General features: G+C 64.8%; 16 protein-coding genes. 3 read left to right on the forward strand and 13 right to left on the reverse strand.

Features of this window, described 5'->3' with window-relative positions:
• The coding region (locus AC1D34_RS10530; RefSeq protein ID WP_476824210.1) for a LacI family DNA-binding transcriptional regulator at positions 1 to 1035 on the reverse strand (1035 nt) is incomplete at its 3' end.
• Between the two features lie 98 nt (positions 1036 to 1133).
• Here AC1D34_RS10530 and AC1D34_RS10535 point away from each other — a divergent pair.
• Positions 1134 to 2051: an NAD(P)-dependent oxidoreductase gene (locus AC1D34_RS10535; RefSeq protein WP_441492447.1), complete on the forward strand. Its 918-nt coding sequence runs from the start codon at positions 1134 to 1136 to the stop codon at positions 2049 to 2051.
• 13 nt (positions 2052 to 2064) lie between these two features.
• Here AC1D34_RS10535 and AC1D34_RS10540 read toward each other — a convergent pair whose 3' ends face one another.
• The 5 genes from AC1D34_RS10540 to AC1D34_RS10560 all read right to left on the reverse strand — a co-directional run bounded on the left by AC1D34_RS10540 (position 2065) and on the right by AC1D34_RS10560 (position 6989).
• Positions 2065 to 2979 (reverse strand): DMT family transporter, encoded by a 915-nt coding sequence (locus AC1D34_RS10540; protein ID WP_476824211.1) that lies wholly within the window; start codon positions 2977 to 2979, stop codon positions 2065 to 2067.
• A gap of 97 nt (positions 2980 to 3076) precedes the next feature.
• Positions 3077 to 3559: a MarR family winged helix-turn-helix transcriptional regulator gene (locus tag AC1D34_RS10545; protein WP_441480592.1), complete on the reverse strand. Its 483-nt coding sequence runs from the start codon at positions 3557 to 3559 to the stop codon at positions 3077 to 3079.
• A 93-nt stretch (positions 3560 to 3652) separates the two neighbouring features.
• A complete protein-coding gene (locus AC1D34_RS10550) occupies positions 3653 to 4234 on the reverse strand; it encodes an NAD(P)H-dependent oxidoreductase (RefSeq protein WP_441505788.1) in 582 nt (193 codons plus the stop codon).
• Positions 4235 to 4236: 2 nt separating this feature from the next.
• On the reverse strand, positions 4237 to 5664 hold the full coding sequence (locus AC1D34_RS10555; protein ID WP_476824212.1) for an FAD-binding oxidoreductase: 1428 nt from the start codon (positions 5662 to 5664) through the stop codon (positions 4237 to 4239).
• A complete protein-coding gene (locus AC1D34_RS10560) occupies positions 5661 to 6989 on the reverse strand; it encodes a cytosine deaminase (RefSeq protein WP_441505789.1) in 1329 nt (442 codons plus the stop codon). The genes AC1D34_RS10555 and AC1D34_RS10560 overlap by 4 nt, the downstream gene beginning before the upstream one ends.
• Before the next feature lie 223 nt (positions 6990 to 7212).
• Between AC1D34_RS10560 and folD the strand changes: the two genes are divergently transcribed.
• Positions 7213 to 8076 (forward strand): bifunctional methylenetetrahydrofolate dehydrogenase/methenyltetrahydrofolate cyclohydrolase FolD, encoded by an 864-nt coding sequence (gene folD, locus AC1D34_RS10565; RefSeq protein ID WP_476824213.1) that lies wholly within the window; start codon positions 7213 to 7215, stop codon positions 8074 to 8076.
• Between the two features lie 138 nt (positions 8077 to 8214).
• Here the strand turns inward: folD and lpdA are convergent, their stop codons facing one another.
• Positions 8215 to 9612 (reverse strand): dihydrolipoyl dehydrogenase, encoded by a 1398-nt coding sequence (gene lpdA / locus AC1D34_RS10570; protein WP_441505791.1) that lies wholly within the window; start codon positions 9610 to 9612, stop codon positions 8215 to 8217.
• 221 nt (positions 9613 to 9833) lie between these two features.
• On the opposite strand from lpdA, the gene AC1D34_RS10575 reads away from it, so the two are divergent.
• On the forward strand, positions 9834 to 11495 hold the full coding sequence (locus tag AC1D34_RS10575) for an L-lactate permease (protein ID WP_476824214.1): 1662 nt from the start codon (positions 9834 to 9836) through the stop codon (positions 11493 to 11495).
• A 26-nt stretch (positions 11496 to 11521) separates the two neighbouring features.
• On the opposite strand, the gene AC1D34_RS10580 is transcribed toward AC1D34_RS10575, so the two are convergent.
• From AC1D34_RS10580 to mdh, 6 genes are all read right to left on the reverse strand, one after another.
• Complete coding sequence (locus AC1D34_RS10580) at positions 11522 to 11947, reverse strand: VOC family protein (protein ID WP_441492439.1); 426 nt, start codon at positions 11945 to 11947, stop codon at positions 11522 to 11524.
• Between the two features lie 165 nt (positions 11948 to 12112).
• Positions 12113 to 13339, reverse strand: a complete 1227-nt coding sequence (gene odhB, locus AC1D34_RS10585; protein WP_476824215.1) for a 2-oxoglutarate dehydrogenase complex dihydrolipoyllysine-residue succinyltransferase — start codon at positions 13337 to 13339, stop codon at positions 12113 to 12115.
• A gap of 45 nt (positions 13340 to 13384) precedes the next feature.
• Positions 13385 to 16342, reverse strand: coding sequence for a 2-oxoglutarate dehydrogenase E1 component (locus AC1D34_RS10590; protein WP_441492437.1), 2958 nt, complete (start codon positions 16340 to 16342; stop codon positions 13385 to 13387).
• 111 nt (positions 16343 to 16453) lie between these two features.
• Complete coding sequence (gene sucD, locus AC1D34_RS10595; protein WP_069878765.1) at positions 16454 to 17338, reverse strand: succinate--CoA ligase subunit alpha; 885 nt, start codon at positions 17336 to 17338, stop codon at positions 16454 to 16456.
• A gap of 9 nt (positions 17339 to 17347) precedes the next feature.
• Entirely contained in the window at positions 17348 to 18544 is a 1197-nt protein-coding gene (gene sucC, locus AC1D34_RS10600) for an ADP-forming succinate--CoA ligase subunit beta (RefSeq protein WP_441492436.1), read from the reverse strand.
• An 83-nt stretch (positions 18545 to 18627) separates the two neighbouring features.
• Positions 18628 to 19590: a malate dehydrogenase gene (gene mdh, locus AC1D34_RS10605; protein ID WP_043241858.1), complete on the reverse strand. Its 963-nt coding sequence runs from the start codon at positions 19588 to 19590 to the stop codon at positions 18628 to 18630.
• Positions 19591 to 19715 lie beyond the last annotated feature (125 nt).

Raw genomic sequence — 19715 nt, forward strand, 5'->3', positions numbered from 1 at the left:
CGTCAGCACGATCCGCTGCGTCGGCGCAGTCGGATTCTCGATGCGCCGGATCAGCAGTTCCGCCGATTTGCGGCCCATCTCGTCCTGGAAGTTCTTCAGCGTGGTCAGCGCCGGATACCACTGCGCCGCTTCCTGGACGTCGTCGCAGCCCACGAGCGAAAACTCGACCCCGGCCTCCAGCCCACGATGACGCAGACCGAGCATCGCGCCGAAGGCGATGAGGTCATTGAAGCAGACGGCCGCGGTTGGCGGGTTCTCCGCATCGAGCACCTTCTGAATGCCCTTGAGGCCGTTCTCGCGGGTGCCGATCGACGCATAGACCAACGCAGGATCGAGCGGAATCCCGTGCCGGGCGAGCGTCTCGCAGTAACCGCGATACCGGTTGCGGCCCGTCGAGATCAGGTTGTTTTCGCCAAGGAAGGCGATGCGCCGGTGGCCAAGACCGATCAGATGCTCCAGCGCCAGCACGGTGCCGTGATGATCATCCGACCCCACGAAATCGAGGTCGAGACCAGGAATCTCCCGGGAGAGCTGGACCAGCGGAACACCGGCCTCAATCAGATGGCCGAAGGTTTCAGCCGTGCTGCCGCCTGCGGCACAGATCACCATGCCGTCGGGTCGATACTCCTTCAGGGTGTTCAGGACCCGGTCCTGCCGCTCCAGGTTCTCCGCATAGGTGCCGAGCAGGATCGAGCGGCCATGCGCCGTCGCCGTTTCCTCGATCGCGGCCAGGAGTTCGGCGAAATAGGGATTCGTGATGTCGTGGAAGCCGACGCCAAGGATATTGGTGCGGTCGGTCCTCAGCGACGCGGCGCTGCGGTTGTAGCTGTAGCCCATGTCGCGCGCGATCTGCTGAACCCGCAGCCGTGTCGCGTCCGCGACGAGAGGCGAGCCGCGCAGGGCCAGCGACACCGTCGCCGTCGACACGGAGAGATGGTCGGCGATGATCTGCAATGTCACGCGCCCACGGCCCGGCGCAGCCAGTCCCGCCTTCCCGGCTGGCCCGGCCTCCGGGGTGTGGCCGTTGCTGGTCATGACACGCCCTCTTCAGACGGAAGCGAAAGAGTCCCGCGAGTTTCAACCGGCCTGCGAAAGGCCGTCTGATCGAGTCCTTCTCATATAAGTCGGAGAAATTGAAGATGAGCACCGCGAAAGAGTCGATCGGCTTCATCGGCGTCGGCCTGATGGGGCAAGGCATGGCCCGCAATCTCCTCGACAAGGGCTTCCAGCTGACGGTGATGGGCCACCGCAACCGCAAGCCGGTCGAGGAACTGGTGGCGGCTGGTGCAACCGAAGCCAGGACACCGAAGGAACTGGCCTCGCAGGCGACGATCATCTTCCTGTGCGTGACCGGCTCGCCCCAGGTCGAGGCCGTGCTGAACGGCCCGGACGGCATCGTCGCCGGCGCCGGGCCCGGCACGATCGTGGTCGATTGCTCGACCTCAGATCCCGGTTCGACCATCCGCCTTGCTGCCGAACTCGAGGCGAAAGGCCTGCATCTCTGCGACGCACCGCTCGGCGGCACGCCGGCACAGGCCGCCCAGGGCCAGCTCTCGACCATGATCGGCGCCAGCGATGCGGTCTTCGCCCGCATCAAGCCGGCCTGCGAGGCTTGGGCACAGAAGGTCGTCCATCTCGGCCCCGTCGGCGACGGCCACAAGATGAAGCTGCTCAACAACTTCCTGTCGATGGGCTATGGCGCGATCTATTCCGAGGCGCTCGCACTGGCCCAGAAGATCGGCATCACGCCGCAGACCTTCAACAGCGTGCTCTCCGGCAGCCGGATGGATTGCGGCTTCTATCAGACCTTCATGAAATACGTGCTGGAGCGCGACCGTGACGCGCACAAGTTCACGCTGGTCAACGCGCTGAAGGATGTGCGCTATCTCGAAGGCGTCGCCAATGCGGCAGGCGTCCCGAACCCGATCGGCAACGCCGTCAAGAACGCCTATGCCTCCGCCGTCGCCAATGGCCGGGGCGATGATTACGTGCCGATGCTCTCCGACTGGATCGCCCAGCAGAGCGGCGTTTCGCTGGCGCCGAAGGACTGAGCCCTGCCAGTGCTCAATCGAGCCGGGCCGAGCCCTCGGGCACGGCCCGGACCCGCTCGCGATAGAGCAGATAGAGGCCCGACGAGATCACGATGGCTGCGCCGATGAAGGTCCAGCGGTCGGGAAGCTGCCCGAAGACGAGATAGCCGAGCGTGACCATCCAGACGATCTGCGAATAGATGAACGGCGCCAGCACCGTGGCGGGCGCCAGCCGGTGTGCCAGGATCAGCAGCCAATGCCCGAAGCCGCCCATGGCGCCGGTCACCAGCATCAGCGCCCAGGGCAACGGCCCGTTCGGCCAGGTCCAGAACAGGGGAATGAGCGGCAGCAGCGCAACCGTTCCCGCGACGCCGGAATAGACCATTGTCGTTTCCGGCGGGTCGAAGGCCGCCAGAAGCCGGGTCGAGATCGAATAGAAGGCGTAGCAGACGACGCCGATCATGCAGAGCAGCGCCGCCGGATGCATGCCGCCAAGGCCGGGCCGTGTGATCACGAGCACGCCGATGAACCCGACACCGATCGCGACGAGCCGGCGCGGCCCCGGCCATTCGCCGAGCAGCGGCCCGGAAACCAGCGCCACCAGAAGCGGTGTCGCGAACATGATCGACACGGTCTCGGCGAGCTGCAGGTATTTCAGCGCGAAGAAGTTCAGCGCCGTCGAACCGAGTAGCAGCAGCGAACGCACCGCCTGCAGCCAGGGCTTCTTGGTGCGCAGGATACCGGGATGGCTCCAGGGGTTCAGCAGCAGCGAGACCAGGATCATGCTGCCGGCRTAGCGCGCGAACACCACTTGAAGCGGGTCCATATGACCGGCCAGCCATTTCGCACTGGTATCGAGCAGCGAGAAACACAGCACAGCACCGCACATCAGCCCGATGGCGATCAGGCGGGAGCGGCCCGTTTCCGGTCGATGGGAATAGGCGGGCAAAGGACCGTCCCGTCATGCGTGAGGAGAATGACKGAGAGAGATTTAACCGATTTAGGGAACGACGCCAGCGCCAGAGGGCATGCGTTCCATGCGCTGATCAGGCCTCAGCCTCGGCCTCATCCCCATCGGCGTCAGGCTCGTCGATTTCGGCCCCGGCCTTGGAAAGGCCCTTCGAGGCCTTGCGCAGCAGCTTGCGGAGCTGCTTGCGCTCCTTGGCGTCTAGCTTTTCCAGCAGTTCGTCCTCGACCTGATTCCAGACCGCATCGAGCGCAGCCGCGGTCTTCTGACCGTGCTCGGTCAACGCGACCTGAACCAGCCGGCCATCGCGGCTACCGCCCTCGCGCGTCACCAGCCCCTGCAAGGAGAGCCGGCCAATGGTCTTGGACACGGTCGGCGGTTTGACCCGAAGCAGGGTCGCCAGTTCGCCCATCGTCATCGGGGCTGGCTGGAGGGCCTTCAGCGCCTGCTCCTGCCCGGGAAAGAGTCCGAGGCCGTTGAGCCTCTCGCCCATGCGCGCCCGATGCAGGCGCGCCGCCACAAGGAGAGCTCGACCGACGCTTTTCTCGAGGGACTTGGTCATGAGCCGGTCCTTGGAAACTGCTCGGAAATCTATTCGCCGGCTCTGAGATCGCTTGCGATCATGACAGTGTGATGACGCAAGTGCAGCGCACAATCACAGAGTACGCATCTTTTTCGAGACGCGCGCAAGGAAGGCGTCTCGGCTCCCCGCTGTTGCGCGATTCATGTCGTAGTGAGCCAGGTAAAGCGGCCGCGCACTTGGATGACAAACGGCGCGCAGGGCCCGACACACCACCTTGCGCGGCGGATCGCCCATCAGAAAGGCGCGCCAGCGCGAGCCGCCATAGGTCGTGACGGCCACGAGACGGCGAATATTCCAGAGATTGGGCCTGACCTTGCCATCGTTCAGCTTGAACGAAACACCGGGCAGGAAGACGCGATCGAAATAGCCCTTGAGGATCGCGGGATAGCCGAAATTCCAGACAGGAAAGCACAGGACCAGCGCCTCGGCTGCTCGTAGCCGCTCGACATAGCCGGCAACCGGAAGCGTGTTGCTGGCAACATCGTGATAGCCGACCCGGCCCTCCCGGCTCAGCACCGGATCGAAGCCCTCGGCATTGAGATCGCAATCGTCGACCTCATGGCCGGCCTCTTCGAGCCCCTTCACCACGGCCCGATGCAACGCCGCCCCAAAACTGTCCGGATCGGGATGAGCGTAGAGGACGAGCACGCGCATGATCAGCCACCCACGCCGGCATCGGCCAGGCTGCGGAACAGGAAGGTCTTGCCAGACTTGTAATCGTAGGACGGATCCTCCCAGCCGATCATCTTGCCGGGATTGAGCAGGCCTTGCGGATCGGCCTCGCGCTTGAAAGCGAGCTGCAGCTCGTCGGTCTGCTTCATGCCGCCTTCTTCCAAGGTGTAGCGATGCGGGTTGAAGATCGGCGCTCCCATCTCCTCATGGATCGCCATGATCTCCTCGAGCCGCTCCTCGCTGGTGAAGCGCACCAGCGGCAGGCCGAAGCAGGTGACCTTGCCGTCGAAGCGGACGAATTCGAGATGGCAGCGCACCTCGTCGCCAAAGCGCTCATGAATGCGCTGGATCAGCTCGACCTGGTTCGGGAAGGGGTAGAGCACCTGGAGATAGGTGATGGACGGGTCAACCCGCAGCGCCCGCAGCGTCGTGTGGTTCCAGCCCAGCTCATAGCCCGGCGGCAGGCCCTTGGCCTCTTCCGGCGAGAGTTTGTCGGAGCGCATCAGCAGTTCGGCGCCGCGGAAATGCCGGGCGTAGGCGAGCAGCGCATCGACTGCGAAATCCGCGGCCATGACGATCACGACATGGCTGTCGCGCGGCAGGAATTTCTTGTGCCGCAGAAAATAGTCATGCGGCGCCGGGGCCGCGACGACCGCGAGGTTCTTCAGCGCCAGCCCGTCCTGCTCGCCGAGCGCATTGGCGAACTCGGTCGCCGCGCGCAGCGTGTCGAAGCCGAGGATGACGTCGACCCAGTCATAGGCGGGCCCGAGCGGCATCTCGACCTCGGTGATGATGCCGTTGGTGCCATAGGCATGGGCAACCTTGTGCAGGTCGTCGCCGGTGAATTCGAGGATCCGGGGCGAGGCCTCCATCGTCGCGACCTTGAGCCGGATGATGTTGCCCCAGTCGCGCAGGCCACCCCATTTGATCGAGCCGACGCCGCCCGAGCCACCGGCGATGAAGCCGCCGATCGAAGCGGTCTGATAGGTCGAGGGATGCAGGCGCAGCTCCTGCCTGGAATGCGCCCGCGTCTGCTCGTCGATGCGGGCCATGACCGCGCCCGGCTCGGCGACATAGCGTCCAGGCCGGATCGACTTGACCTTGTTGAACCCCGAGAGATCGAGCAGCACCCCGCCAGAGAGCGGCATCGCCTGGCCGTAATTGCCGGTCCCGGTGCCGCGCGGCGTCACCGGAATGCCGAGTGCATGAGCGGCCGCAAGGACGTCCAGCACCTCGGCCTCGCTGGTCGGCGAGACGATGATATCGGCCGTGACGTGGTCGAGCTGACGCTTGAGGGTCGGCGAGTACCAGAAGAAGTCGCGGCTCTTCTGCTTCACCAGTGCCGGATTGTCCTCGGTCCTGATTCCGCCGAGACGGTTCTTCAGGGCGGCGATGTCGTAGCGGGGGCTCATGCGCTCTTGCTCATCAGATGGTCGAGTTCGCGGTAGTCCGGCAGCGTCCGGTCGATCGCCTTGCCGGCGACCAGCACCGTGCGATCAGCCTGGGGGCGCGCGAAGAATTCGGTCCAGTCGCGGGCGCGGGTCAGGATCAGGTCGGCGGACAGCCCTGGCGCCACAACGCCCTTGTCGGCGACGCCCATGATCGCAGCCGGTGCGCGCGCAATCATCGCCGCGAAATCCGTCGGGCCATGATCGAGCTGGAGGATGCGGGTGCCTTCGCGCAGCACCTCGACGAGGTCGAGATCGCCATAGGCATAGAACGGATCGCGCGTATTGTCGGAAGCGATCATCACCGCCACGCCGGCAGCCTTCAGTTCGTGCAGCGCAGTGACGCCGCGCCAGCGTGGCGTGCGGCCGCCGTCGCGGTCCTGCAGATACATGTTGCACATCGGCAGGGACACAACCGCAATGCCGGCTTGCCCGACCTTGGCGATGATCCGCGCCTCATCCTGCGGAGCCTGCACAGCGAGCGAACAGCAATGGCCGGCGAGGATCTTTCCGGTGAAGCGATGCCGGAGTGCGGCCTCGGCAATGTATTCAAGCGACCGCGCCGCCGGATCATTGGTCTCATCGACATGGAAGTCGAGATCGAAGCCGTTCTCGATCGCCGTGCGGAAGACGATGTCGAGCGCCTCCGCGAGCTCCGGGATCATATAGGTGACGCAGCCGAAGATGCCGTCGCCATGCGCCTTCACGGCCCGCGTCACCGCCTGCATGTGCTCGGCGTCGAGCGCAAACTGGATGCCGAAAAGCGGCGAGGCCTGCAGCGCAACACGCCCGGCCCATTCCGCCCGCATCTCGGCCAGCACCGGCCAGGAGATGCCGATCTGCTTGCCGAGCGAGTCGATATGGGTGCGGACCGCGCTCGTGCCATGGGCGAAGGCGCAGCGCAGGCCGAAATCCATGCGGGCACGCACATCTTCCGACGTCCAATTGGCCTCGCGATCGGCCATGACATTCTCGAGTGCGCCCATGAAGGTGCCGTCCGGATTGCGGCGGCGCGGCCAGATATGGCCCTTGTCGAGATGGACATGCGCATCGACCAGCCGCGGCAGCACGATGCCGCCATCGAGATCGAGCCTGGGACCGCCCTCCGGCGCTTCCGTACCGGCCGGCAGGATCGACGCGATGCGCCCATCCTCGACGCGAAGGTCGACCAGCGCCAGCCCGTCACGATCGGCTGCAAGATCCGCGCCCTCGATCAGGCAGAGCGGGGAGCGGGCATTGGTCAGGCGATAGCTGGTCGAGGCGGGAATGGCGGCAAATCCTGTCGTCACGTCGTCAGCACTCCATCCCGTCAATCGCTGCCTTGCCCTCGCTCGATACAGGCCAGCATGAGTGGCGGCAAGGCGGCGATCACGCTGCCGTCGCCGCAGGCAAGAACAGCGCCTTTGGCGCAAATGGCCAAGGCGACGGCGCATCGATAATGGTGCGTCGATACTTGCCGCCCGCACGATGATCGCGCATGAGGAGCACTCAGCGAAACACAGGCGGTGGGTCATGGCGGATCAGGCGCGCATCATCGACGGCAAGGCGGCAGCTGCGGCACTGCGTGCCGAGATCGGCCAGGAGATCACCGCGATCAAGGCTGAACGGGGCCTGGTCCCCGGCCTGCATGTCGTGCTCGTCGGCGACGACCCGGCGAGCCGTGTCTATGTGAACTCCAAGGAAAAGCTTGCCGGCGAGATCGGCATGAACTCTGCGGTTCACCGCCTGCCGGCCGAGACCAGCGAAGCGGAGTTGCTGGCCAAGGTCGCCGCGCTGAATGCCGACGACAGCGTCGACGGCATTCTGGTGCAATTGCCCTTGCCGAAGCACATCAATCCCGACCGTGTGATCGAGGCGATAGACCCCGCCAAGGACGTCGACTGCTTCCATCCGATCAATGTCGGCCGCCTCGCCAACGGACAGGCCAGCCTGATCCCCTGCACGCCGCTCGGCTCGATGATCCTGCTGAAGCAGACCCTGCCAACGCTCGCCGGACTGGAAGCCGTGGTGATCGGCCGCTCGGGCATCGTCGGCCGGCCGATGGCGCAGTTGCTGGTCCAGGCCGACTGCACCGTCACCATCGCCCATTCCCGTACCCGCGATCTTCCCGCAATCTGCCGGCGCGCCGACATCCTGGTCGCGGCGGTCGGGCGGCCCCACTTCGTAAGGGGTGACTGGATCAAGCCCGGCGCCACCATAATCGATGTCGGCATCAACCGCCTGCCCGACGGCAAGCTCGCCGGCGATGTCGACTTTGCCGAGGYCGTGAAGGTTGCAGGCGCGATCACGCCTGTACCGGGCGGCGTCGGCCCGATGACCATCGCCTGCCTGCTGCGCAACACCCTGACCGCCTTTCACGCAAGGCGGGGCCGATAAAGCCGAGGTCACGCGGAAGCCGGTTCTGCCTTCGCATCACCCGAAACGTGAAACGCCCGGCGAAGCGCCGGGCGTTTGTCATATGGGCTGAGATTCCCGGGCCTCCGCCTACGCTTCGGCCGGGAATCGAGATGCCGCTCACATATGGATCGCGCGCTTGTCGACGGCGAGCGCAGCTTCCTTGACCGCCTCGGCCAGCGTCGGATGAGCATGGCAGGTGCGGGCGAGATCCTCCGACGAGCCGCCGAACTCCATCAGCACCGTGACTTCGGCGATCAGGTCCCCGGCATGCGGGCCGATGATATGGCAGCCGAGCACGCGGTCGGTCGCCGCATCGGCGAGGAACTTCACGAAGCCCTCGGTGTGGCGCATGGCGCGGGCGCGGCCATTTGCGGTGAAGGGGAACTTGCCGATCTTGTAGGCGATGCCCGCAGCCTTCAGCTCCTCCTCGGTCTTGCCGATCGCGGCGACTTCGGGAGCCGTGTAGATGATGCTCGGGATGGCGTCATAGTTCACATGCCCAACCTTGCCGGCGATCAGCTCGGCCACCGCCATGCCCTCGTCCTCGGCCTTGTGAGCGAGCATCGGACCGCGCACCACGTCGCCGATGGCATAGATGCCCGCGACGTTGGTCTTGAAATGGTCGTCGATCACGACGCGACCACGCTCGGTCGCGACACCAGCGGCGTCCAGGCCGAGGCCATCGGTGTTCGGACGACGGCCGATCGCGACCAGCACGATATCGGCAGACAGCGTCTTGGCCTCACCGCCGGCGGCGGGCTCGACCGTGACGGTCGCGCCCTTCTTGCCCGTCTCGACCTTGGTGACCTTGGAACCTAGGTGGAATTCGAAGCCCTGCTTCTGCAGGATGCGCTGGAATTGCTTGGCGATCTCGTCATCCATGCCGGGCAGGATGCGGTCGAGATATTCGACCACGGTGACCTTGGCGCCGAGACGGCTCCAGACCGAACCGATTTCGAGACCGATTACGCCGGCGCCCACCACCAGCAGCTCCTTCGGCACGGACGCAAGCTCGAGTGCGCCGGTCGAGGTCACTACGGTCTTCTCGTCGATCTCGACGCCCGGCAGGCCGGCCGCTTCCGAACCCGTCGCAATGACGATGTTCTTGGTCTCGAGGACCTGGCTCTTGCCATCCGCGCCCGTGACCTCGACTTTCCCCGCGCCGGGGATGCTGGCGGTGCCCTGGAAGGCCTCGATCTTGTTCTTCTTCAGCAGGAAGGCGACGCCATTGACGTTCGCGTCGATCGTCTCCTGCTTGTGGACCAACATCTGCTTGAGATCGAGCTTGGGCGTGCCGACGCTGATGCCGAGACTCGGGAATGTGTGGCCGGCCTCTTCGAACATTTCCGACGCGTGCAGCAAGGCCTTGGACGGGATGCAGCCGACATTCAGGCAGGTGCCGCCATGAGTCTTGCGCTTCTCCACCACGGCGACCTTGAGGCCGAGCTGAGCGGCGCGGATGGCACAGACATAGCCCCCGGGGCCAGTACCGATGACGACGAGATCGTAGGACATGACTTCCTTCCGTTGAGCAGGCAATGCGCGCCGACACTCGCGGCGCGGCGTCTTACCGGCCGCAATACATCGCTTTGACGCAGTCCGCCATGCCCGCAATAGATGTCGACATTGCGAGCGCGATTGCTATCATTTCGGTTGATTGAGCGTATAATTCGCAACAATACCAAGAAGCACATTTCGCGTTCCCGCCTTGCGATGGCTCAAGGGAAGATAGCGCCATGTGGAATCAGGTCTACGACCCATTCGGAAACAGCGCCCTGTCGACGCTCGCCGCAGCGCTTCCCGTCCTTGTATTATTAGGATTGATCGCATCAAATACCGTCAAAGCACATATTGCAGCGATCATTGCTCTTATTGTCGCCAATCTTGTGGCTATATTTATATTCACGATGCCCGCCGGAATGTCGGCCCGCGCCACGGCGCTCGGAGCGGTGACTGGATTCTTTCCAATAGGCTGGATTGTCCTAAATGTGATCTTTCTCTACCGACTTACGGTCGAGAAAGGCGCCTTCGAAACCTTGCAGACCACGATCGGCGGAGTGACCAGCGACCGACGGATTCAGCTCCTGCTGATTGCCTTCGCCTTCGGAGCCTTCTTCGAAGGCGCTTCCGGTTTCGGCACTCCGGTCGCGGTGACAGGTGCGATCCTGATCGGCCTCGGCTTTTCCCCCTTGGCGGCATCTGGGCTCTCGCTCATCGCCAATACGGCGCCGGTTGCCTTTGGTGCTCTTGGAACCCCGATCCAGGGGCTCAGCCAGGTCACCGGAATTGATCCGTTCCTGCTTGGAGCCATGGTCGGCCGACAATTGCCGTTCTTCTCGTTGCTCGTGCCGTTCTGGCTGATCTGGGTCTTCGCCGGCCGGCGTGGCATGCTGCAGATCTGGCCGGCGATATTGGTCACCGGCGTCTCTTTTGCAGTGCCGCAGTTCCTCATCTCGAACTTCATCAATCCCTGGATCGTCGATATCGGCGCCTCGCTGATCTCGATGGCTTGCCTGATCGGCTTCTTGCAGATCTGGAAGCCCCGCGAGATCTGGGCCTCCCCGGCCCTGCGCGGCCATGACATCTCCGCCGAGGGGCGAATCATACCGGCTGTATCCACGGAGCGGCCCGCACCTGCGCAGGTCTGGATGGCCCTGGCGCCCTGGATCATCGTTTGCGCGATCCTGCTGATCTGGGGCACGGACTGGTTCAAGACCAGCGTGAATTCCTGGGCCGTGTGGAGCTATCCGGTGCCGGATCTCCATAACCAGATCGCCAAGGTGGCGCCGGTTGCGCCACGTCCGACACCGGAGGCCGCCGTGTTCTCATTCACCTGGCTCTCCTATACCGGCTCGGGCATGTTGATCGCAGCGATCATTTCCGGCTTCGTCATGGGATTCACGCCTGGTCGCATGATCATGACCTATGTCCGGACGATCAGGCTCTGCGCCTATTCTCTGATCACCATTTCGGCCATGCTGGCGATTGGTACCCTGACCAGGCTCTCAGGCATCGATGCCACCCTCGGGCTCGCCTTTGCCGGAACCGGGGTGCTCTATCCCTTCTTCGGCACCCTGCTCGGCTGGCTCGGCGTGGCGCTGACGGGCTCGGACACCGCCTCGAACGTGCTGTTCGGCAATCTGCAGAAGGTCACCTCCGAACAGCTCGGCCTTTCGCCGATCCTGATGGGGGCGGCGAACTCGTCCGGCGGTGTCATGGGCAAGATGATCGATGCCCAGTCGATCGTCGTCGCCTCCACGGCGACAAACTGGTTCGGGCACGAGGGCACGATCCTGCGTTTCGTCTTCTGGCATTCGATCGCGCTGGCCTGCCTCGTCGGCGGCCTCGTGATGCTGCAGGCCTATGTCCTCCCCTTCTCGGCGATGGTCGTGCACTGAAGCAATGGCGCGATCGGGCTTAGGCTTCAGCCCGGCGCCAGCGGCGCGTTGAAGGCCCAGACATGGCCGAAGGGATCGGTCAGGCGGCCGTAACGCGCGCCCCAGAACACATCGCCCGCCGGCATCAAGGTGATTGCGCCCGCAGCTTCCGCCCGGGCCATTGCCGCGTCGACATCGCTCGGGCTCGGCAGATTGACGTTGAGCGCGATGCTGGCGCCGCCATGTGCATGCGGCGAAGCGACAGGCCCCCCGAATTCCGGGAACTCGTCATGCAGCAGGATTTCGCTGCCGAACAGCGCAAGATTGGCGTGCAACACCCGCACGCCATCCTGCGCCATCTGCTTGAAGGTGCACTCGGCGCCGAAAGCCTTCTCGTAGAAGGCGATCGCCTGGAGGCCGCCCTTGACGCAAAGATGCGCCTGGAGCGAGGGAGGATTGGGGCCAAAAGCCATCGCGAACTCCTTCCCTATCCCTGATCCCAGCGCGAGACCGCAAGACAAGCCGAGTGGTCGCGCRGCCGGATCAGGCCCTTGAAATGGGAACCAAGCTCGCACCCGGCGATGGCCGCCTGAGCGACGTGCCGGGCACGGGCACGGGTCCCGCGGTCCTATGCGAACTCAGAGGTCCAGGACGAGACGTGCCGGGTCCTCAAGAGCTTCCTTGATGCGAACGAGGAAGGTCACAGCCTCCTTGCCGTCGATGATGCGGTGATCGTAGCTGACCGCCAGATACATCATCGGGCGCACGACGATCTGGCCACCGACCACCATCGGGCGCTCCTGGATCTTGTGCATGCCGAGGATAGCCGACTGCGGCGCGTTCAGGATCGGCGTCGACATCAGCGAGCCATAGACGCCGCCATTCGAGATCGTGAAGGTGCCGCCCTGCATGTCCTCGATCTTGAGCGCGCCATCGCGCGCCTTCTTGCCGAGCGCACCGATTTCCTTCTCGACACCGGCAATCGAGAGCTGGTCGGCATCGCGAACCACCGGCACGACGAGGCCCTTGTCTGTGCCGACCGCGACCGCGATATGGTAGTAGTTCTTGTAGACGATATCGGTGCCGTCGATCTCGGCATTGACCGAGGGGATTTCCTTCAGGGCCTGCACGCAGGCCTTCACGAAGAAGCCCATGAAGCCGAGCTTCACGCCGTGCTTCTTCTCGAACACGTCCTTGTACTGGTTGCGCAGCGCCATCACGGCCGACATGTCCACCTCGTTGAAGGTGGTGAGCATGGCGGCAGTGTTCTGCGCCTCCTTGAGGCGGCGCGCGATGGTCTGGCGCAGCTTCGTCATCTTGACGCGCTCTTCGCGCGAAGCGTCATCGGGAGCCGACGGGGCGCGGACCTGGACCGGAGCTGCGGGCGCAGCCGCAGCCACTGAACCCGTCGCGATGGCGGCCAGCATGTCGCCCTTGGTGACGCGACCGTCCTTGCCGGACGCCGCGACATTCGTCGGATTGACGCCGCTCTCGGCGGCGAGGCGCGCGACGGCCGGGCCGGAATCGGCAGCCTTGGTCGCCGGCGCAGCAGCAGCGGCCGGAGCAGCGGCAGGCTTCGCAGCCTCGGCAGCCGCGACAGGCTTTGYCGGAGCTGCAGCCACGCCGTCACCGGCCGAGATCGAGCCGAGCAGGGCGTTGACGCCGACCGTTTCGCCTTCCTTGGCGACGATCTCGCCGAGGACGCCGGCAGCCGGGGCGTTCACCTCGAGCGTGACCTTGTCGGTCTCGAGCTCGACCAGGGGCTCGTCGGCCTTCACAGCCTCGCCCGGCTTCTTGAACCATTTGCCGATCGTCGCCTCCGAGACGGATTCGCCGAGTGTGGGTACGCGGATTTCGGTCGCCATATCAGGCCTCTTGTTCGTGTCTTTGTCTGGCGTCTTCGGACAGGGTCAGGCCGCGAAGGCCTCGTCCATGAACGCTGCGAGCTGGGCGGTATGCTTCGACATCAGGCCGGTCGCTGTCGCGGCCGAGGCCGGGCGTCCGACATAACGCGGGCGCTTCGGCTTCGAGCCGGCATGGCCCAGCACCCATTCGAGATAGGGCTCGACGAAGGTCCAGGAGCCCATGTTCTTCGGCTCCTCCTGGCACCAGACCACATCGGCGGCCTTGAAGCGCGCCAACTCCTGCGCCAGCGTCTTCAGCGGGAACGGATAGAGCTGCTCGACGCGCATCAGGTAGACGTCGTCGATGCCGCGCTTCTCGCGCTCGTCGAGCAGGTCGAAATAGACCTTGCCGGAGCACAGCACGACCCGGCGGATCTTGCCATCTTTGACCAGCTTCGTCTCGGACCGGCCGCGCTCGGCATCATCATGCAGCACGCGGTGGAAGGTCGAGCCCTCGGCCAGCTCCGACAGGTCGGAGATGCAGCGCTTGTGGCGCAGCAGCGATTTCGGCGTCATCAGGATCAGCGGCTTGCGGAAGTCGCGCTTCAGCTGCCGGCGCAGGATGTGGAAATAGCTCGCAGGGGTCGAGCAGTTCGCGACCTGCATGTTGTCCTCGGCGCACATCTGCAGGAAGCGCTCGAGGCGGGCCGAGGAATGCTCCGGCCCCTGGCCCTCATAGCCATGCGGCAGCAGGCAGACGAGGCCCGACATGCGCAGCCACTTGCGCTCACCCGACGAGATGAACTGGTCGAAAACGACCTGCGCGCCATTGGCGAAATCGCCGAACTGCGCTTCCCATGCAGTCAGGGCGTTGGGCTCCGACAGCGAGTAGCCGTATTCGAACCCGAGCACCGCCTCTTCCGAGAGCATCGAGTTGATGACCTCGTAGCGCGACTGGCCTTCGCGGATGTTGTTCAGCGAGGTATGGCGAGCCTCGGTCTCCTGGTCGATCAGCACCGAGTGGCGCTGTGAGAAGGTGCCGCGTTCGCAATCCTGGCCGGAGAGACGCACGGGGTGGCCGTCGAGCAGCAGCGAACCGAAGGCGAGCGCCTCGGCCGTCGCCCAATCGATGCCCTGCCCGGCCTCGACCGCCTTGCGGCGATTGTCGAGGAAGCGCTGGATCGTGCGGTGGACGTTGAAGCCGGGCGGCGTCGAGGTGATCTTCTCGGTGATCTCCTTCAGCACCGCGGCCGGAACGCCGGTCGCGCCGCGGCGCGGGTCGTCCTCGTCGGCGCGGATCGCCTTCATGCCGGCCCAGCGCCCGTCCAGCCAGTCGGCCTTGTTGGGCTTGAAGGTCTGGCCGGCGTCGAACTCGATCTCGAGCTTGCCCTTCCAGGCCGCCCTCATCTCGTCGAACTCGCCCGGCTGTACCACGCCTTCGGCTTCCAGCTTGGTGGCGTAGAGCTCCAGCGTCGTCTTGTGGCCACGGATCTTGCGATACATCAGCGGCTGGGTGAAGCCCGGCTCGTCGCCTTCGTTATGGCCGAAGCGGCGATAGCAGAACATGTCGATGACGACCGGCTTGTGGAATTTCTGCCGGAACTCGATCGCGATCTTGGCGGCGAACACGACCGCTTCGGGGTCGTCGCCGTTCACATGGAAGACCGGCGCCTCGACCATCTTCGCCACGTCGGACGGATAGGGCGAGGACCGCGAATAGCGCGGATAGGTGGTGAAGCCGATCTGGTTGTTGATGATGAAATGCACCGAGCCGCCGGTGCGATGGCCCTTCAGTCCGGACAGCCCGAGGCACTCGGCCACGACCCCCTGGCCGGCGAAGGCGGCATCGCCATGCAGCAGCAGCGGCAGCACCTTGGAGCGCTCGACGATATCGCCGAACTGATCCTGCTTGGCGCGGACCTTGCCGAGCACCACGGGATCGACGATCTCGAGATGCGACGGGTTGGCGGTCAGCGAGAGATGGACGTTGTTGCCGTCGAACTCACGGTCGGACGAGGCACCGAGATGGTACTTCACGTCGCCCGAGCCCTCGACATCGTCGGGAGCGAAGGAGCCGCCCTTGAACTCGTGGAACAGCGCGCGGTGCGGCTTGCCCAGCACCTGGGTCAGCACGTTGAGGCGGCCGCGATGGGCCATGCCGAAGACGATGTCGCGCACGCCGAGCGCGCCGCCGCGCTTGATGATCTGCTCCAGCGCCGGGATCAGCGCCTCGGCGCCATCAAGGCCGAAGCGCTTGGTGCCGGTATATTTCAGGTCGATGAACTTCTCGAAGCCCTCGGCCTCGACCAGCTTGTTGAGGATCGCCTTCTTGCCTTCGCGGGTGAAGGCGATCTCCTTGTCCGGCCCCTCGATCCGCTCCTGCAGCCATGCCTTCTGCTCCGGATCGGAGATGTGCATGAACTCGATGCCGATCGTGTTGCAATAGGTCCGCTGCAGGATCGCGACCATCTCGCGAAGCGTGGCGAACTCCATGCCGAGCACGTTGTCGATGAAGATCTTGCGGTCGAGATCGGCGTCGGTGAAGCCGAAAGTGGCCGGCGACAGCTCCTCGGGATCCCTCGCCTGCTCGATGTCGAGCGGATCAAGCTTGGCATGGAGATGGCCGCGCATCCGGTAGGCGCGGATGAGCATGATGGCGCGCACGGAATCCCGCGTCGCCTGCTGCACGTCCGACGCGCTGAGCGTCGCGCCGGCAGCCTTGGCCTTGGCGCTGAGCTTGTCGCCGATGACCTTCTCGACCACGCCCCAATGGCCATCGAGCGCCGAGATGAGCTCGCCATTGGCATGGATCGGCCAGTTCGGCTTCGTCCAGGACGCACCCTTAGCGTTCTGGATAATGGCCGGGCCATCATCCTTCAGCCCGGCGAAGAACCCGCGCCACTGCTCGTCGACCGAATTCGGATCGGCCTGATAGCGCGCATAGAGGTCCTCGATATAGGCCGCGTTGCCGCCATAGAGGAAACCCGTCTGCGCGAGAGCCTCGTTGATGTCCTGGCGAGCCATTGTCGTCCTGCCTTCTACCGTCGTCCTGCCCCGTTCCCGGAGCGTCTCATGCCGTCATTGCGTCTTAAGTAAGATGGCCGGGCTGGCCCGGCCATCTCGTCGCGGGGGCGTTCAGCCCTTCAACACGTCGACCAAGGTCTTTCCGAGGCGAGCCGGCGAAGGCGAGACCCGGATACCGGCCGCTTCCATCGCGGCGATCTTGTCTTCCGCGCCGCCCTTGCCGCCGGAGATGATCGCGCCGGCATGGCCCATGCGGCGGCCGGGAGGAGCCGTGCGGCCGGCGATGAAGCCGACCATCGGCTTCTTGCGGCCGCGCTTGGCCTCGTCCTTGATGAACTGCGCGGCGTCCTCTTCCGCCGAGCCGCCGATCTCGCCGATCATGACGATCGACTCGGTCTTGGGGTCGGCCAGGAACATCTCGAGCATGTCGATGAACTCGGTGCCCTTGACCGGGTCGCCGCCGATGCCGACGGCCGTGGTCTGGCCGAGACCCTCGCGGGTGGTCTGGAATACGGCCTCATAGGTCAGCGTGCCGGAGCGCGAGACGATGCCGACCGAGCCGGGCTTGAAGATATTGGCCGGCATGATGCCGATCTTGCTCTGGCCGGCGGTGACGACGCCCGGGCAATTCGGCCCGATCAGGCGCGACTTCGAGCCGGAGAGCGAACGCTTGACCCGCACCATGTCGAGCACCGGAATGCCCTCGGTGATGCAGATGATCAGCGGGATCTCGGCGTCGATCGCCTCGCAGATCGCATCGGCCGCGCCCGGAGGCGGCACATAGACGACGGAGGCATCGGCCCCGGTCGCGTCGCGCGCCTCGGCGACGGTGTCGAAGACCGGCAGGCCGAGATGCAGCGCACCGCCCTTACCGGGCGAGGTACCGCCGACCATCTGCGTGCCGTAGGCGATCGCCTGCTCGGAGTGGAAGGTGCCGTTCTTGCCGGTGAAGCCCTGGCAGATGACCTTGGTGTTCTTGTCGATCAGGATGGACATTGTTTTTCCTCAAGCCTTCTTGACCGCAGCGACGATCTTCTGTGCCGCATCGTCGAGGTCGTCCGCCGGGATGACATTGAGGCCGGAGGTCCGGATGATCTCCTTGCCTTCCTCGACATTCGTGCCCTCGAGGCGCACCACCAGCGGGACCTGGAGGCCGACCGCCTTCACGGCGGCGATGACGCCGCGCGCGATGACGTCGCACTTCATGATGCCGCCGAAGATGTTGACCAGGATGCCCTTCACCTGCGGATCGGCGGTGATGATCTTGAAGGCTGCAGTGACCTTCTCTTCCGAGGCGCCGCCGCCGACATCGAGGAAGTTCGCCGGCTCCTCGCCGTAGAGCTTGATGATGTCGAGCGTCGCCATGGCGAGGCCCGCGCCGTTGACCATGCAGCCGATCGTGCCGTCGAGCGCGATATAGGCGAGGTCATACTTGGACGCCTCGATCTCCTTGGCATCCTCTTCCGTCTCGTCGCGCAGCGTCATCACCTCGGGGTGACGGTAGAGCGAGTTGGAATCGAACGAGACCTTGGCGTCGAGGCACTTGAGCTGGCCCTGCGTCGTCACGATCAGCGGGTTGATCTCGAGCATCGCCATGTCCTTGCCGACGAAGGCGGCATAGATCTGGGCGATGACCTTCTCGGCCTGCTTGGCGAGGTCGCCGGTGAGACCCAGCGCCTTGGCAACGGTGCGGCCGTGATGCGGCATGATGCCGGTCGCGGGATCGACCGAGAAGGTCAGGATCTTCTCGGGCGTGTCATGGGCGACAGCCTCGATGTCCATGCCGCCTTCGGTCGAAACCACGAAGGCAACGCGCGAGGTCTCGCGGTCGACCAGGGCCGAAAGGTAGAACTCCTTCTCGATGTCCGAGCCGTCCTCGATATAGAGGCGGTTGACCTGCTTGCCGGCCGGGCCGGTCTGGGCCGTCACGAGCGTGTTGCCGAGCATTTCCTTGGCATGGGACTCGACCTCTTCGATCGACTTGGCGAGACGCACGCCCCCCTTCGCATCGGCCGGCAGTTCCTTGAACTTGCCCTTGCCGCGACCACCCGCATGGATCTGGCTCTTCACGACATAGAGCGGGCCCGGGAGCTTCTTGGCGGCCTCGACGGCTTCCGCCACCGTAAGGGCCGGGAAGCCGGCGGAGACGGGCGCGCCGTACTCCTTGAGGACCGCCTTGCCTTGATATTCGTGGATGTTCATGTGCTCGAATTCCTTGCGTGCGCTGGCGAGGGCGAATGGAAGGGCGCGCAGCAGCGAGACTGCCGCACGCCCTTCGCTCTATCTCACGCCAATGACGAATCGATGGACTTGCAGGCGTCGATCAGGCCCTGCACCGAAGCCACCGACTTCGAGAGCATTTCCTGCTCCGCCTTGTTGAGACGGATCTTCACGACCTTCTCGACGCCCTTGGCGCCGATGACCACGGGAACGCCGACGAACATGTCGCGCACGCCGTACTGGCCCTTCAACGCGGCAGCCGCCGGCAGGACGCGCTTCTGGTCCTTGAGGTAGCTCTCGGCCATCGCGATGGCCGAGGCCGCCGGAGCGTAGAAGGCCGAGCCGGTCTTGAGCAGGTTGACGATCTCGCCGCCGCCCTTGCGGGTGCGCTCGACGATGGCGTCCAGACGCTCCTGCGTCGTCCACTTCATCTTGACGAGATCGGGCAGCGGGATGCCGGCGACGCCGGAATAGCGCACCAGCGGCACCATGTCGTCGCCATGGCCGCCGAGCACGAAGGCCGAGACGTCCTTGACCGAGACCTGGAACTCTTCAGCCAGGAAATGGCGGAAACGGGCCGAGTCGAGAACGCCGGCCATGCCGCAGATCATGTTGGGCTTCAGGCCCGAGAACTTCTGCAGGGCCCAGACCATCGCGTCGAGCGGGTTGGTGATGCAGATCACGAAGGCCTTCGGCGCATATTGCTTGATGCCCTCGCCGACCGACTTCATCACCTTGAGGTTGATGCCGATCAGGTCGTCGCGGCTCATGCCGGGCTTGCGCGGCACGCCGGCGGTGACGATGACGACATCGGCGCCCTTGATGTCCTCATAGGACTGGGTGCCCTTGTAGCCGGCGTCGAAGCCGTCGACCGGGGATGACTCGGCAATGTCGAGGCCTTTGCCCTGCGGGATGCCTTCGGCGATGTCGAACAGCACGACGTCGCCGAGTTCCTTGAGCCCGGCGAGATGGGCGAGCGTGCCGCCGATCTGGCCGGCGCCGATGAGGGCGATCTTCTTGCGGGCCATAGCCTAGTCCTTGTGCTTGCGCTGCGAGATGCCGGAGACCCGGCGAAACCGTGGGTTTCTTTGGCCCAAACAGGCCTTTTGCTGCAAGTCGTCTTATGGCGATCACGGTCGGGCTGGAGCGCACG

The organism is Allobosea sp. P1_A7, assembly GCF_056406775.1.

Excerpts from the sequence above, each read along its gene's own strand:
- AC1D34_RS10545 (WP_441480592.1), bottom strand. The coding sequence starts at position 3,559 with ATGACCAAGTCCCTCGAGAAAAGCGTCGGTCGAGCTCTCCTTGTGGCG.
- AC1D34_RS10550 (WP_441505788.1), bottom strand. The coding sequence starts at position 4,234 with ATGCGCGTGCTCGTCCTCTACGCTCATCCCGATCCGGACAGTTTTGGG.
- AC1D34_RS10555 (WP_476824212.1), bottom strand. The coding sequence starts at position 5,664 with ATGAGCCCCCGCTACGACATCGCCGCCCTGAAGAACCGTCTCGGCGGA.
- lpdA (WP_441505791.1), bottom strand. The coding sequence starts at position 9,612 with ATGTCCTACGATCTCGTCGTCATCGGTACTGGCCCCGGGGGCTATGTC.
- AC1D34_RS10575 (WP_476824214.1), top strand. The coding sequence starts at position 9,834 with ATGTGGAATCAGGTCTACGACCCATTCGGAAACAGCGCCCTGTCGACG.
- AC1D34_RS10580 (WP_441492439.1), bottom strand. The coding sequence starts at position 11,947 with ATGGCTTTTGGCCCCAATCCTCCCTCGCTCCAGGCGCATCTTTGCGTC.
- AC1D34_RS10590 (WP_441492437.1), bottom strand. The coding sequence starts at position 16,342 with ATGGCTCGCCAGGACATCAACGAGGCTCTCGCGCAGACGGGTTTCCTC.
- sucD (WP_069878765.1), bottom strand. The coding sequence starts at position 17,338 with ATGTCCATCCTGATCGACAAGAACACCAAGGTCATCTGCCAGGGCTTC.
- sucC (WP_441492436.1), bottom strand. The coding sequence starts at position 18,544 with ATGAACATCCACGAATATCAAGGCAAGGCGGTCCTCAAGGAGTACGGC.
- mdh (WP_043241858.1), bottom strand. The coding sequence starts at position 19,590 with ATGGCCCGCAAGAAGATCGCCCTCATCGGCGCCGGCCAGATCGGCGGC.